Origin of the sequence: Bdellovibrio bacteriovorus, assembly GCF_025558485.1 — a bacterium.
GTDB classification, from domain to species: domain Bacteria; phylum Bdellovibrionota; class Bdellovibrionia; order Bdellovibrionales; family Bdellovibrionaceae; genus Bdellovibrio; species Bdellovibrio bacteriovorus_G.
Genome location: NZ_CP102930.1, coordinates 925,624 through 940,596, shown reverse-complemented (window position 1 = coordinate 940,596; position 14,973 = coordinate 925,624). Strand labels below are relative to the sequence as shown.

General features: G+C 49.5%; 10 protein-coding genes and 1 pseudogene. 9 read left to right on the top strand and 2 right to left on the bottom strand.

From position 1 onward, the window contains the following. Positions 1-2: 2 nt before the first annotated feature. Positions 3-4,865 carry a hemagglutinin gene (locus EZJ49_RS04755; protein ID WP_262554811.1) on the bottom strand — a complete coding sequence of 1,621 codons (4,863 nt, stop codon included), beginning with the start codon at positions 4,863-4,865 and terminating at the stop codon, positions 3-5. A 191-nt stretch (positions 4,866-5,056) separates the two neighbouring features. Here EZJ49_RS04755 and EZJ49_RS04750 point away from each other — a divergent pair, with 191 nt between their 5' ends. The 9 genes and pseudogenes from EZJ49_RS04750 to EZJ49_RS04710 all read left to right on the top strand — a co-directional run bounded on the left by EZJ49_RS04750 (position 5,057) and on the right by EZJ49_RS04710 (position 14,332). After that, positions 5,057-5,842: a hypothetical protein gene (locus EZJ49_RS04750; protein WP_262554809.1), complete on the top strand. Its 786-nt coding sequence runs from the start codon at positions 5,057-5,059 to the stop codon at positions 5,840-5,842. Beyond that, a pseudogene (locus EZJ49_RS04745) lies at positions 5,805-6,470 on the top strand (rod shape-determining protein); the annotation flags it as partial. The gene EZJ49_RS04750 and the pseudogene EZJ49_RS04745, both read left to right, overlap by 38 nt. Positions 6,471-6,726: 256 nt before the next feature. Continuing rightward, positions 6,727-7,047 (top strand): helix-turn-helix transcriptional regulator, encoded by a 321-nt coding sequence (locus EZJ49_RS04740; protein WP_262554808.1) that lies wholly within the window; start codon positions 6,727-6,729, stop codon positions 7,045-7,047. Further along, a complete protein-coding gene (locus EZJ49_RS04735) occupies positions 7,028-7,984 on the top strand; it encodes a hypothetical protein (protein WP_262554806.1) in 957 nt (318 codons plus the stop codon). Before EZJ49_RS04740 ends, EZJ49_RS04735 begins: the two co-directional genes overlap by 20 nt. Beyond that, positions 7,981-9,948, top strand: a complete 1,968-nt coding sequence (locus EZJ49_RS04730) for an ATP-binding protein (protein WP_262554803.1) — start codon at positions 7,981-7,983, stop codon at positions 9,946-9,948. Before EZJ49_RS04735 ends, EZJ49_RS04730 begins: the two co-directional genes overlap by 4 nt. Positions 9,949-9,979: 31 nt before the next feature. Continuing rightward, positions 9,980-10,192, top strand: coding sequence for a hypothetical protein (locus tag EZJ49_RS04725; RefSeq protein ID WP_262554801.1), 213 nt, complete (start codon positions 9,980-9,982; stop codon positions 10,190-10,192). A 68-nt stretch (positions 10,193-10,260) separates the two neighbouring features. After that, positions 10,261-10,995 carry a fimbria/pilus periplasmic chaperone gene (locus EZJ49_RS04720; protein ID WP_262554799.1) on the top strand — a complete coding sequence of 245 codons (735 nt, stop codon included), beginning with the start codon at positions 10,261-10,263 and terminating at the stop codon, positions 10,993-10,995. Next, the gene (locus tag EZJ49_RS04715; protein WP_262554798.1) at positions 10,992-13,412 is read left to right on the top strand and encodes a fimbria/pilus outer membrane usher protein; all 2,421 of its coding nucleotides are present in this window, start codon (positions 10,992-10,994) and stop codon (positions 13,410-13,412) included. The genes EZJ49_RS04720 and EZJ49_RS04715 overlap by 4 nt, the downstream gene beginning before the upstream one ends. Further along, positions 13,412-14,332 (top strand): hypothetical protein, encoded by a 921-nt coding sequence (locus EZJ49_RS04710; protein WP_262554796.1) that lies wholly within the window; start codon positions 13,412-13,414, stop codon positions 14,330-14,332. Before EZJ49_RS04715 ends, EZJ49_RS04710 begins: the two co-directional genes overlap by 1 nt. Positions 14,333-14,386: 54 nt before the next feature. Here EZJ49_RS04710 and EZJ49_RS04705 read toward each other — a convergent pair whose 3' ends face one another. Then, on the bottom strand, positions 14,387-14,911 hold the full coding sequence (locus EZJ49_RS04705) for a hypothetical protein (RefSeq protein WP_262554794.1): 525 nt from the start codon (positions 14,909-14,911) through the stop codon (positions 14,387-14,389). Positions 14,912-14,973: the final 62 nt, after the last annotated feature.

The window sequence follows — 14,973 nt, the reverse complement described above, 5'->3', positions numbered from 1 at the left end:
TTTTAAGGCAGGAAGTATTCAGAAATAGCCGGAAGCCCGTTCTGCATGGCCATAAAGACCAGTCGTTTTGGTTTTGGTCCTGAGGCGGGCTTAATCAGAATACGACGCCCCTGACACGCGATAGAGCTTGCAGGGAATGGCAGCTCTGTTGTTGTATAGTGAACCCCTTCCGCCAGCGGCCAGACTGCCGTATTGGAAAGATCCCCGATATTGTGAATGACGACTTTGTATAGCTTTCTGTCGGTGCCACCGCAGTAATAAAGTGCGCCAGTGTTGTCATAGACAAAGCTGGAGGGCTGCTGTGGCAGGGTCAGAAGTGTTTTCACATTTCCTGAATACAGCACATGCAAATTCGGGGTCGTAATCGCCGCATTCGTTGCGGGTTTGTACAGCCAGCCCCCCAATGGGTCAAAGTAAGTGGGCGTTCCCGTGCGATGAGGCCCCGTTGGTCCCAATGAACAATTCGTTGCCACGCCATCAGGACAGTCATCCAAATCCGAATCCACACCTATGCGTCCGCCCACGTAGGCAGTGGTTGCCGGAGTCACCAGACGCAGGGTCGTGTCGTTGTGAGCCGTGCCATTCCAGTACATAAAGTTCACAAGGAAGTTGCCGCCTTTGTAGGCCATGACTGACGGAGCATATCCTGTCATCAGTAAATCACCATAGGCGACATTGGATTGAGTGGAGGCTGGAGTTCCGCCTTCACCGTTCATAATTTGTTCCCACAAACCGGTGGCGCGATTTAAGCGGCACAGGCTGTGATAGGCTTTATAAGTGCTTGGCGGCGTGATCAGCACGTCGTTCTGCGCACAGTTCATATAGATGTCGCCATTGGCTGGGTTGGAGGCAAAGGCATTTGGTTCGACCCAGTTCCCAAGTTTAATACCCTGAGCATTTGCAGCCACAGCGAAGTTGACGTTGGTGTTTGTGCCATTTCCGGCCACCAGACGAACCTCAGGTGAAGCCCCCGGGGCCACTTCACGCAGTTTGTTTTGTTGGTGATCCAGCAGAAGAATATTATCACCCACACCGTGATCAATATAAAATAGCGAGGCCATGCGCATATCAAATCCGGTGCCGCCGTCCCCGGCGTCTTTTCGTTGACCAAATAAAGTATAAACTTTGCCGGCAACAACTGTTTTGATAATTCCTCGAGTGGAAAAGAACATGCGCCCATAGCGATCCACAAAGACGTCGTCCAGGGCCACCGGGCAGGAAGTGGCGTCGGTGCCGTCGATGCATTCACCGGAAGCTCCCGTGCCCAGTACACGCAGCCAGCTTCCATCATCCTGCAACTGGTTCACGCTGTTGTCGGTATAACGATTGGCCCGATAGACCCGGCCATCCATCGCATGCACATCGTAATATACAAGCGAAGAGTTGGTGAAAGGGTGCACGGGGAATACACCGTTGCCAACAAAGGTTGTTGTATTAAGTTCTGTCATGGGTCCGTAGGAATTTCCCGGGACAGAATAAACCGCCTGTACATAAGCTTTGATCAAAGTGCTGGTGGAAGGGTCGTAGCGCAGACTGAAGAAGGAATAGATATTGGAATTCAGATCCCAGGATGGCAAACCATTCACCCCGGTTCCGGAGAAGCGGATTGTTTCGACACGGGGAACTGCCAGAGATCCCTTGTAAAGGCGGATGCGCCCCCCGTTATTGGGTGCCGCGCCGGGTTTGTCAGATACAAAATACAAGTCTCCATTGGGCATGGGGATAAACGGTGAGCGTTTGCGAATCGCCCAGGTTTCATCAAGAGTCGGCACCTGGGTCAGATTGATTTTTAAATCGCGAGGGTCGGCAACAGTGTCGGCGGTGTCTGTCCCCAGATTTCCTGCCGGATCAGCCCCGATCAATGTTTCAATGATCATGGGTGTGACGTTGGTGTCAATTCTGCGGATCATATAGCGGTCATAGATCAGAATACGATTCTGATAATCCAAAGCGGTGCGCAAAATGGCCTTGGCGCGGGCTTGTTCCACGGGAATGCCATCACCAAAAGAATCCTCGCCCTCTTTTGTCAGGCGCAGCAGAACTTTGGAGTTATTGGTTTTTGGATCGATGTAAATAATTCCGAATGATGAATCATTAAAAAAGATTTTACCGTCTGTTGCCACCAAGAGCGTGCCGGGTGCCGTGTCATTGCCCACACTGGTGTTAAAGACCGTGCTTTTGGCGTTGCCGTTGTGTCCGGGGTCCTGATTTCCGGCCAGCAGATTGTAGGCGCCACTATTTAATGGAGGACTGGTGACCTGAGATGTCTGACCGTTATTGTCAGTCACACGAATTTGCAGTTTAAAGAACACATCGTTGGCGATGATGGAATTCCAAAGATAGCAACCTGTGCGGGGAGCTGAATACGAGCACGCGGAAGAGTTGCTGGAGTTATTTGCCAGCGTGTCTGTAATCAAAGTAAAGGGCTGGCCGTCTTCAGCATAGTAGAGCTCGACTTTGGCGATGGTGCCATTGTCACTGGCCTGCCAACTGATGTGAACCGGAGCCCCATTTGCGAAGTTCATATCAAAGGTGTTGGGCGGATTGGCCGGGGTGGTGGAATTTACAGTCAGGAACTTTGTGACCTCAGGTGGTGGATCGTTGATATAGTCGATGGTGTTGTAGTCTTTTGTCAGTGTGGCGGAGTTGGTGCTGATATTGCCACCGACATCCATTACCCATGCATAAATGTTGTAGGTGCCAAAGTTGATTCCCAGGAAGAAATCAAAGTCCGCTAAATTTAAAGTGGGAAGCTCTTCCAGACCGGGCTTGGGTGCTTTGACACTGACCCAGCAACTGTCAGAGGCGTTCGGTGCACTGTTGCCGGTTTTCAGGCAGAACTTGGTGATGGCTGTTTCTGCATCCGTGGCCTTTAAACTTACAGTCACATAAGAGCGAACGGTGTCATCGGGATTTAGCTGACCGTTGATTTTCATTTCGCCTGTGGCGATGACGGGTGCAATGGTGTCAAGAATGACATCAAAGGCATTGCTGGTTCCTGTTCCGGTCAGGCCATGCGTGTCTGTCAGGCGGGCGCGGACCAGGACTCCGGTGTTGTAGGCGTTTGGCGTCCAGTTCACGGTAAAGGATTTGTTATTCATGGGACCGGCAAGTCCCAAGGCGCGACTGGTGGCGACATTCCAAGTGCTCCCGCCATCGGTGGAATAATCAAGATAAAGTGTGGCTGCCGCCGACACGGTGGCTTCTGTGACATAGACAACAAACGGATAGCTGACATTGATGGCAAGTGTGGGGACAGGGTCCAATGTCAGAATAGGAGCCTTGCTGTCATAGGTGATGGTGACCACCGTGGCAGTTGAAATATTTCCGGCTTCATCACGGGCATAGAAGCGGACATTGCGAAGCCCCTGTTGATCACCGTTGGCGCTAAAATCAAAACTATAATTTTGCGCGGTGGTAGAACAGGGCAGCCAGCCGGAATCAGCCAGTGTGGGTGGGGCGTTGATTTCTTTTAGCAGAATAAAAGTCGCGTCACTGCAATCATTGGCTGTAAACTTCGCCAGCGGATCGTTGGTCACCGAAGCCGTGACAAGTGTGATAGACGGGGCTGTAATAGCATTGTCACGAATCAAATTCCACGCGGCATGAGACGTGGTGTTACCTGCGGCGTCCGAGGACGACAGCAGCAGTGCTTTATTCCCATCGCCAGCAGACAATGTCAGGTTCAAAGAGAAACTTCCCCCCGCAGAGCAGATGGTGTCATTCGGAGACGGCGTGAAGTTACCTGTTGCGGAAACAGAGGTTCCGGCTTCGCAAGATCCTGTGACGGTCACAGCGGATTTGTGTTTGCTTCCATCGGTCGGTGACAGAATCGTCAGGACTGGCGCTGTTGTATCCAGAGTGATCGTGCCGGATTCGATCATACCTTCTTCTGGCTGCCAGTTCCCGGCCTGATCACCTGCGATCAGGCAAAGACGATAGTCACCGTCGCCATTGAAAGTGATCGTTGCGGGGGTGCTAGCGCTTACGGGGGCAGTGTTCATCAAGGCCGTCCACTGGCCCTCGCAGTTGGTGTCTTTCACTATGATATAGCGGTACTCAGTGGCGCCGTCTGCCGGCACTGTGATGGAAATTGTACGATTCGAGCTGTCATTGGAAAGGGCCGGGCCCAATGGTCCAAGGGTAACCGGGAATAGAGGTGCTTGCGTGTCTTTGTTAAAAGTGGAACTGAGTGCGGTGCCTTTATTACCCGCGGCATCTGTCTGGGACACTTGCAGTTGAGCGGCACCGTCACTTAGAACAGCGGCGGTCAGCAGGCCAGTGAAGGTGTCATGAGTGCAGGGAAGTGTTGCCAGCACTGTGTCTGCGGAAGAAATGCTAACGGGACCATCACTGCTTTCGCAATTTCCATCCACCGGAAGTTGTGTTACCAGAGAGTTGCCAACCTCTGTGGGTAAAGGTGTGGAAAAACTAACGAGTGGTGCCTGAATATCCTTAACCACAGCGGTTTCATTGGAGGACTTGACTCCCGCTTTGGATGTGACCTCCAGCTTTACTTTGTATTCAGTGTCCGGCCAGCCTTGAGTATCAACGGACAATTCAAAGACACCCTTGGAACAAATCGCGGAAAACTTTTTTGCATCTGACAAGTCAGACGGTGCGGTGGTGACTGGCGCAATGGTGATGTCGATGCGCTGGCCTTCGTAAAAGCAGTCACCTTTGAGGGGATACTGATTAATGGGGTCTTGCGAGTTGATGATAAATGATTCGAGTTTATTGCCTTCGGAATCGGTCAAAAAAGGCGGTGTTAGAGAATTGAAGTCCCACAACTGACCATTGATGGTGCAGCCCGTGGTAAGACCCACGAATAAGAGGAGAAGGACTCCGATACCAGTTACGTTCATGCTATATAACTTATCGGTATATGTTTCCTTATATTTAGGCGAGGATCATTCATGCTGGCGTGAAAGTGTCTCAAAATGTCACTGGTGACAAAACTTTAACATGTTGAGCGTCTCATTATGGAACCTATGTGCAGAGGGCGCTGGCAGACTCTTTGATACAACAGGGGTGGTTCCCTGTTTTGGAGGTGCCTATGCGTTTTCACTTACCAATAATTCTTTCGGCTCTGACCCTGTCGTTGGCAGCTTGCTCCAATGGTGGCGGCGGTGGTGGTGGGACAAATCCTCCTGTTGTTGTGAATCCGAACAGTCCCACACCGCAAGTGCCGGGGACGACTTCTGAATTCACTTACGAATATCATCAAAACGGCTGCACGACCGGCAAGCAGAAGCTGGCGTCCAAAGCAGCTTACTGTGATGCTTTGTTAAATGATGCTCTTAACAACAACTGCGCGCGCGAAATGCGTGTGGAAACTTTCAATCGCATGTGCACGACGGGATCGACAATTTCCCCAACTGGCGGCTTGCAGGGCATGAGCACGGCTCGCTGTGAAGTCAACGGCATGGACTTGCGCGATCGCACGGTGATTCAAAATATGAATCCGTTCAATCCTCAACGTCGTCAGATTTATCGCGACATGTTCTGGAATGCGAGATCTGAACATGCTTACGACATTCTGGGCAGTTTGATTGATACATATGGACGGGCTCGTTTTGTTATGACGCCGTCTGTGGCTCAACGTGCGGCTCAGGGTGAAATTGATTTGTCTCAGCAAAAGGGCGAGTACCGCTTCTCTGTGCGCTCTGCTTTGGGGTATCCGATTTCCCTGAAGGTCACAAACGAGGAAACGGAAAAAGAAGTTTCTGCGACATGTATCGGTCCTATCAAGGACTACGAGTGCTTGTGCGGTAAGTACAAACGTATGAAGTACCGTGGCGTCGTCTGTGAAAGAGGCGGCGCAATCTGCGGGGGCTCGTGAAGTGTATCTGATCGAGGAACCAATGGCAGCGGCGATTGGTGCGGGTCTTCCGATCACGGAACCATCCGGCAACATGGTTGTCGATATGGGCGGTGGTACAACGGGCGTTGCGGTGATCTCTTTGGGTGGTATCGTTTATTGCAAATCCATCAAAGTTGCCGGTGACAAGTTTGACGAAGCGATCGTGAACTATGTTCGTCGTCAGTTCAATCTTCTGATCGGTGAAAGAACTGCTGAAAACATCAAAATCCAAATTGGTAACGCCTATCCGTTTGAAGAAGAAAAATCCATGGAGATCAAAGGTCGTGACCTGGTTGCCGGTGCTCCGAAGACCATCGAAATCACTTCTTCTCAAGTGAACGATGCTTTGATGGACCCATTGTCTGAAGTGGTGGACGCTGTTCGTACGGCTTTGGAAAAAACTCCGCCAGAACTGGCTTCTGATATCGTGGATAACGGAATTGTTCTGACCGGCGGGGGCGCATTGCTGGCGAACCTGGACGTGCTTCTAAGAGAAAGAACTGGACTGCCGGTTTCCATCGCGGAAGATCCATTGAGCTGTGTGGTTATGGGTTCTGGCAAGGTGCTTGACCAGCTCGACCTTCTAAGACAGCTGACTGTCGATTAATTGCTTTTCAAGGTTCCGCCGAAATGCCGTTTTGGTGTTTCGGTGTGACTGGACTTTTTTAACAGCCTGTTAGATTGTTTCCGAATTACCTGATAATATGACTGCGATGACAGAGTCTGACGTACAATCTATCGCTCTATTTTTCTATTTCTCTTTGCTCGATGATCAAAAGGCGATAGAGGCCTCATCACAAGCTCTGGTCCTTTGTCGGGGACGCAAGAATCGAAATCCTGAAATAAAAAATTCTGTGGCTATTGTGGCGGCTACCAAATCTGTTTGGGACAAGTATAAAGTGCGTGTTTCTCGTGGTCGTCCGAACACCACTGTGGAATCCGGCTGGTTGATTCCAGAGTCCCTGGATCTGGGACCGTGGCGTGAATTTCAAAAGACCGCCTCTGAAGACGAACTTTTGACTGTAATCTGGTCCAAAATTTTGAAGATTCATGATGATGATATTTCCGCAGGCTTGGGAATTACCGAAGGCACCATTCGTTATCGTTTGGGTCGGGCATTGCGCAAGCTGGGCAGTATGACCCAAGGTGTGAGTAAAGTAAAAAATGGCTCAACAGGAAAATAAGATACCTCTTTCCAAAAAGAACAAACGAGAGATGTCACCGTTTATCGGGCATGAGCTCTTGTATGATTTCCTGACGGACAGTCTGGACCCGGAACGCCGTGCAGCTGTGGCTGATCATGTGAAGTTTTCCCGGGATGCACAGCTGGATTTAAGCAAAATTGAAAACGGCCAAAAGTATGCAGAACGTCTGGCCGACACCCGTGTTTCTGAACCGATCATTGAGCAAATCAATGCCCCTTCCAGCTATCTGACAGTGCTGATGCAAAAGTCCAACTTCGACAAGTGGCCTCAGGGCTTGAAGTGGGGATTGGAAGCTTTGGTGGTTGTGGGTGTAATTGTGACCCTGCTATCTGTGACACCATGGCAGAAGGTGATGCAGCTGGGTTCTTTGGGTGGCTCTAAAGATATGGTGCTGGCTGAAATTTCCAAAACAGAAACCACTGCCGTGGTTGAAGAACAGCCGGAGTTCGTGGATGAAGGGGCAAAGGAAACTCCAGCAGAGGTCACTGCCAAATCACCGGACAAGGCTTCGGTGAAACCCGACGTGAAAGCTTCTCCAGCCACACCGACGCCGACTCCGACAACTGTGGCGGCCAAAACACCTGAAAAGGCGGCGGAAGTGCCTGCGGTCACGGGTGGTGGCGGATTCCTTTATCGTGGTGAAATCGAAGCCACAAATATTGAAACCATCGGGCCAAAAGTAACGGATAAGATTATCGAGCTGGGTGGGCGTAAAGCCGGCTCCGTAGAGCTGGGTTGGAAGAAAACCCCCACGTCCATGTACTATCACTTTACGATTCCGGAAGCGAAATATCAGGACCTGATGAATTCTCTTGCGGCCTATGGCAAGCCTAAGTTTTCCAAAGAAAAACACCCGCGCGTGATGCCTGATGGAATCATTCGTTTGATCTTTACCTTGGATGAAACGAAAAAGTGAAAACACTCAGGAAGAAACCTAAACGATCATTGCGCACGATCTTGATTGTCTGGTTTGTTCTGTTTTCCGTCGTGCCCCTGGCGTTCGTCACGGGCTATTCCATGATCAAATATGAAAAGGCCATTGATCACGAGCTGTCTCAGCGTCTTAGCGGCAATGCCCGCGAAATTGATTTACTGCTAACTGACCTGCGCTCCAGTCTGGCGCAGAAGCGGGATCGTTATGTTCGTGATCCCAGTCTGATCTATCACATGTCCGAAGGCGATAGCGGGACAATTCGTAATATTTCGTCCCAGTGGATTAAAACCGACAGTCTGTCCAGTCTGACGTTCTTTAATCGTGAAGGACGCATGCTGGCCTCTGTCTTTAAGGACGAAAAGGACAATGTGCGCAGTTTTGTTCCGGTTCAGGATGCCGTCTTTCTTTCTGCGAAATACATGGCGCAGGTAAAAGACGAAAAAGAAATTGCCCTGGCTGAATTTGGCGATAAGCAAAAGGTTAATCTGATCCTGATTTCCAAAGTGACCGGAGCTGGCGGGCGTCTGGTGGGCTACATGGAACAGATCGTGGATCTGAACCGCGCTTTTGTTGGAAAAATCAAAAGCCGTCTGAAGCTGGAGCTGATTTTTTTCTCTGACAACGGTCAGGTGGTGGTGGCCAGTCACCCGGATTTTTACCTTTATAAAAAAGATTTCTTCAAGTCGTACTTCCGTCCGGGGGCAGAGCCGTTCTTTGACCTGAATGTGCGCAGTAATCCCTATGGCTTTCTGATTTACCCGATTGACTGGGGCATCACAAAATTTTACGTGGCCTTGGGGGCCTCGAAAATTGAAGCCAAGGCCGTGCTGAAGAACGTGAACTATGCCTTCATCAGCGTCGTGGGTGCCGTTATTATTCTTTTGATTCTGACTATTCTGGTTACTTCCAGCTGGGTGTTGAAACCGCTTTATGATCTGGTGGAAGCTCTGCAGTCGTTTGAGTCGCAGGAACAAGCCGTCACCATTCCGGTGAAGAATGATACGGAAATCGGGCTTTTGACGGAATCCTTCAATGAAATGAGCAAAAAAATCTGGGTGGCCCGTTCAGATCTGCGCAAGAAGATCACTGAACTTGAAGCCGCCAACAAAGAGCTTAAAGACACGCAGACCAAGCTGGTGCATTCAGCGAAGATGGTCAGTCTGGGGCAGTTGGTGGCCGGCGTGGCGCACGAACTGAATAATCCGATCGGCTTTATCTACAGCAACATGACTCACTTGAAAGAGTATTCTGAAAAGCTGATTGAGCTTGCTGAAGTGGCGGAAAAAGATCCGCCAAAGCTTCCGGCGTTGAAAGAGGAATATGAATTTGACTATATCGTGAAGGACCTGCCAAAGCTGGTGGCATCCTGTCAGGATGGAGCTCGGCGCACGCGGGACATTGTCCTGGGCTTGCGTAATTTCTCGCGCTTGGAAGAGGCAAAACTTCAGGAGATCGACGTTCATCAAAGTCTGGATACGACGCTGAATCTTCTGCAAGGGGAGATTAAAAATCGCATCGAAATTCATCGACAGTATGAGCCAACTCCGTTGATTCATTGTTATGCCAGCCAGATCAATCAGGTCTTCATGAATATCCTTTCCAACGCTGTTCAGGCAATTGAAGGCAGTGGGCATATCTGGATTTCCACCATTGCTTTGAAGGACTTTAAAGGTTCCAAAGACAAGCGGGGTTGGGTGCAAGTCTCAATTCAAGACAGTGGTAAAGGCATGTCGGCGGATGTTTTGGAAAAAATCTTCGACCCGTTCTTCACGACAAAAGGTGTCGGACAAGGTACCGGTTTGGGGCTGAGTATCTCTTATGGTATCGTTCAAAATCATGGCGGTGAAATTCAGGCGCGTTCCGAAATGGGCGTAGGCACTGAATTTATTGTTGTCATTCCGGTCTATCCACCAATTCAGGAAAAGAACCCCCAACTATTGTCCTAAAGCTTTGGTCCAGCTTTCCGACAAGAACAGTATGAAGTTTCTTGCCGCAATCATATCGCTGACTCTGTCCTGTCCGCTGGCGCAAGCCCAGAGTGGGAAGATTTACCTTCAGGGTAAGGTGCGTGAAAAAGTTGATGTCACGGCTGTGAATGGAAAGCTGCAAATTGCCAAGAACTCCCCTCGCCTGAAAGTCGTAGTGGACAAGCGTTCCCCGGCATCTGTTGTGCGAGTTGAAGCGCCTTAAGGCCAGTTGTTAAAACTTGGTTAATGAGTTCTTCATCGCATTCAAAACACCTCTTATCATCAGGAGGTATGGCAAAAATCATTCTTCGTTCTGCATTTGTTTTCCTGCTGCTTCCGTCGCTGGCCTGGGCTTTTCGTTTTTCGCCCATGGTGGTGGAATTCACTCCTTCCGGCTCGCGTTCCACTCAAGTGTTGATTGTTGAAAATCCGGGGGACGAAAAGCTGCCGGTGCAGATTGAAGCCTTTGCCCGCCACACCGGCAAAGGGGGTGAAGAGATTCGGACCAAGACAGAGGATTTTGCCATCTATCCTGAACAGGTTGTGCTTCTGCCAAAAGAAAAAAGAAATGTCCGTGTATCGTGGTCGGGCAAGATTACTGATGGAAAAGAAAAAGCCTATCGTTTGGTGGCTTCGCAATTGCCGGTGGATTTCCGCGAAAAAAATTCTGCGCCCAAAAAGACCTCTGTGAATCTGAAGTTTCTTCTGCAATATGTGGCTTCTGCCTATGTGACGCCTGAGGGAGCCGAACCCCGGGTGATTGTAAAACAGGTGAAAAAGGCCGGACCCAGGAAAGTGTCCGTGACCTTTGCCAATGAAGGCACAGCCCACCGGGTGCTCTTGTTTAAAAGTCTGAAGATCAAGGCATCCCAGAATGTTTTGCTGGAACTGACTGGCAAAAAAGAAATTGAATCCATTAATCTGCTTCCGGGTGACACCGCCGCCGTGGAGCTGGAGACGACCAAAGAAGTCCCGGCCAATCAGGAACTTAAAGCGGAACTGACCCTGAAGGAATCAGATAATTGAAGAATTTTTTGTACGTTTTTATTCTACTGTTCGCCGGAATCCTTGCGGATGTGGCTTGGGCCCGCCCGGATTTGGGAAAGCCTTATTTGATGGCTCCTTTGGTATTGGATGGCCGGGTTCTTTCCGAAGCGTGGTTGTTTCCGCGTGATCAGGCTGAAGAATTTTCCGTAGAGGCTGCGCCCCTTTTGGAATCCGTTAAGCCGGTTCTGAAAGATGATCTGTTTTTAAAGCTTCAGCAAAGTGTGAAACCTCAAGGCGTTTTGACCATGAAGGATTTGGAAGCTTCCGGATTTTCAGTTTCTTTTGATCCGCCCAGTCTGGAGTTGCGTTTGGGTCTTCCTTCCAGATATCGCAAGCCCCAAACAGTGGATTTAAATTTTGTAGAGTTTGAAAATAAGAAGTACCTGCGTCCTGGGGAGCAAAGTGGTTATCTGAATTTGCGCACCCAGCAGTCCTGGCAGTATGGCAGTGATATAGAAAACAAACGCCGGGGAGCCACCGGAAATGTCGAACTGGTGGAAAATATCCAGAGTTTCGTGTTGGAATCCAGCGCGGATTTTCAAGAGGACGCCGTCGATAAGTGGCGCCGTCAGGACACCCGCCTTCGCCATGACGATGAAGAAAATATGATTCGCTATACCTTGGGGGATTTGACTTTGCGATCCGTTGGCTTTCAGATCTCGCCTTCCATTGCCGGGGTCTCGGGCAGCCGTGAATTTTCCATCCAGCCTTATAAGACACTGACCCCTTTAAGCAGTACAGAGATTATTATCAAAAGATCCTCTATCGTAGAAATTTATGTGAATGGTCTTCTTTTCAGCCAGCTGCGTTTAAGTCCGGGGGTGTTCAACATTCGCGATTTTCCTCTGGCCAGCGGTCAAAGCAGTGTGCGTATCAAAGTCAAAGATGATCTGGGACAGGAAGAGGTCTATGACTTTTCTCTGCTTTATGAAAACAGCCTGTTGGCACAGGGAATTCAGGAATTTTCATATGCAGCGGGCTTGCCGTGGCAGGTGTCTGGTGGGGATAGAGCTTATGATGATTCCGCTGTTTTGGTCAGCCTTTTTCATCGTCGCGGGATCACGGATCAGTTGACGGTGGGCGTGAACTATCAAAGTTATTTTTCACAGCTCCTTTTAGGAGGCGAGGTTTCCGGAGTTGGCGCTTGGGGCTATCTGTCGTTGCAGATGGCTCAGGGGTCTGAGTCATCTCAGAAAGCGGGATACGCGGAACGTCTGACCTATCGGTCTTTGGATAAAATCATGGGTCGTCAGATGCCAGTCCTGTTTATGCTGGAAGCGGAAAATCAGGATCGCGATTTCCGACCGGTGGTGGCTGGGGTAAACTCTCTAGACCCGCAGAAGTATCTAAGACGTTATGATGCGCAGGTGAATTATCGCTTTGATTCTTCGTGGTTGCTGGGGGTTGGTGCCGGAACTTTGCAGTTTGCCAGTCAGGAAGATCAAAGAATCTACCGCAGCAATCTGATGATTCCACTGCGCAATCAGATGCGTTTGGAAATAGCATACAATAAAACTTTGCAGGATAAAGAAGAAGACCGTGTGCTGCTGTCGTTCTTCTGGAATGAATCACAGGGCTTGCATAGTGCGAGTGCTTATCACGACACGCTTGAAAAGACCACAAACCTGACAGTTCACCGTAACAATCGCTATCAGTATGATGACTATCGTTGGAATGCCTCCATACAAAATAGTGACAGTCGCAATTCGCGCAGTGTTTCGGGTGAATACCTGACTCAACCGGCCAGCTTCCGGCTGGATCATTTCAACTTTGATCAAAACGGGCAGCAGTCCAATGTGACTTCCGTGGGCGTAAATACCGGTATTGCCTGGGTGGGATCTCGCTTTGCATTCACACAGCCGATCAGTGACAGCTTTGTGTTGGTCCATTCCGATCATTTGGAAAAGAATCAGGCATTGATGATCAATCCAACCGGAGACCGCGGGCAGGCCCAGTTGGGACCACGTGACACCGTGGTGTTGCGGGATCAGTCAGCTTATTACCGCAATACTTTGAATGTGGATTCGACCTCGTTGCCGATGGGGTATTTGATGGATCAGGAGTTTTATGGAACTCAGCTGACTTATCGTAGCGGTCTGTTGCTGGATTTGAAGATCACCAAGAAAGTCATGGTGAAGGGGCAGGTGCTTTTACCTTCCGGAGATCCGTTGGTCTATGCTGCGGGGGATGTTTTTGATGCTCAGGGAAAACTGGTTGATAATTCCTTCTTTACGAATAAAGAAGGGCGTTTCCTGATCGAAGGCCTGGAGCCCGGAACTTATAAAGTGATAACAGATCAGGCGGGTTTAAGTGGGTTTACATTTGAAGTTCCGCCGGAAGCTGCGAAAGTGCTGTTGATTGAAGCTGTGAAACTGCAACCACAGGAGAATCGGTGATGAAAACATATATTCTTTTCCTGATCCTGCCGTTGCTGTTTGTTGGAAGAGAGGCTGAGGCCTGTTCCGATATGGGCTTTTATCTGACACAACCATCCCCATACTTTCAAACCGGCGGCAGCATGAAGGAAACCTTTGGGATCGTGGTTAATGGAAATACGACTCAAGGGGCTTGCAGTTACTTTTTAACTTTCGACTATGGTTCTTCAACTTCTTATGCGACTCGGTCGATGAAGTTTGGATCTAACACCTGGCCTTATCAAGTGTCCAAGGACACCGCGGGTATGCAGCTTCTTAAGAAGTTCCCGGAAGGGGTTTCCTGCAATGACTTTATCTGCGACAAGCTTCAGGGAAACAGTTCGTATAATACGCAGTCGCAATCTTACACGATCTCTGTGGATGCCACCAATGACTGGCGGGCTGCAGGCACCTATGTGGATACGCTGACGGTTCGTCTTTATCAGGGGCCGGTGAATAATGCCACGCTGATAACATCGCATACGCAGACTTTGACCTTTGGTGCACATCGCAAAGCGGACATCTCGGTGGTGTCTTCGGGTGGGTCTTTTGACATTAACAAAACGACTCACACAATGAATTTTGCCAATGGTTTGGTAACGGGAGCAAAAGGCACGGCGGATATTATCCTGAAGTACAATGCCGGATATTCGTTGTATGCGTGGACTGACAATGGCGGAAAGCTAAAAAAAGTTGGTGGAACGGATACGATTGACTACACCTTCAAGATCAATGGCAATGTCGTGGCAATTCCATGGTGGACTCTGATTACATCAGGTTCCGGAGCCTCGCCAGCCAGCGGGTTGGTGAATCCGGTGGAAATCACCATTGGTAACACCACAGGCAAGTCGCAAGGGTCCTATCAGGACACGATCAATCTGACTATCCAATCCAACCAATAAAAAAGCCGGTCTTTGAGGCCGGCTTTTTGAATATTCTGAATATTCGCGAAACGCTTAAAGAGCTTCGATAGTCACAGTTACAGTGTCAGAGTAAACGCCGGATTGCAACGCTGCGATTTCCGCCGCAGTGGAAGTGGCTTTCACATTTACGGAAACCGCACTGCTTGTTTTTGCAGTCAAAGCACCAGAGGATGCTGTGCAATCAGCCGTCAAAGCACAGTTGGAGATACCAATTTTAGCGGAAGTATAGTCCAAAGAGTATTTTACTTTGCTTGTGCCTGGGCCTTGCAGTTCACCCGCATTTACAGAGGACAATGTGATTTTATAACCAGCTGTGGAGTTGGAGATTTCATGCATAATATTTGCGAAGGACAACTGAGTCGCCGCACCATTTACGATGTCATCAACATTCAAAGTCTGATCGACGTTTTCAAGAGGGTCAGTGCCTGTCGCCGTCAAAGACAGATATGTTGTTTCAGCCACAGTACCAGTAATAAGAAGCTGACCGGAGCTAGCGGCAAACGCATTTGCGGAAACAACTAGAGCACTGACTACAGCCAAAGTTTTGAACATTTTCATGGGAGGGGGGTCCTTTCGGTAAGTTGGGGGAACTTGTTATTATTGACAGTTTCTTTACTTCA

Coding starts and splice junctions, on each gene's coding strand:
- EZJ49_RS04755 (WP_262554811.1), bottom strand. CDS start 4,865: ATGAACGTAACTGGTATCGGAGTCCTTCTCCTCTTATTCGTGGGTCTT.
- EZJ49_RS04750 (WP_262554809.1), top strand. CDS start 5,057: ATGCGTTTTCACTTACCAATAATTCTTTCGGCTCTGACCCTGTCGTTG.
- EZJ49_RS04735 (WP_262554806.1), top strand. CDS start 7,028: ATGGCTCAACAGGAAAATAAGATACCTCTTTCCAAAAAGAACAAACGA.
- EZJ49_RS04725 (WP_262554801.1), top strand. CDS start 9,980: ATGAAGTTTCTTGCCGCAATCATATCGCTGACTCTGTCCTGTCCGCTG.
- EZJ49_RS04720 (WP_262554799.1), top strand. CDS start 10,261: ATGGCAAAAATCATTCTTCGTTCTGCATTTGTTTTCCTGCTGCTTCCG.
- EZJ49_RS04710 (WP_262554796.1), top strand. CDS start 13,412: ATGAAAACATATATTCTTTTCCTGATCCTGCCGTTGCTGTTTGTTGGA.
- EZJ49_RS04705 (WP_262554794.1), bottom strand. CDS start 14,911: ATGAAAATGTTCAAAACTTTGGCTGTAGTCAGTGCTCTAGTTGTTTCC.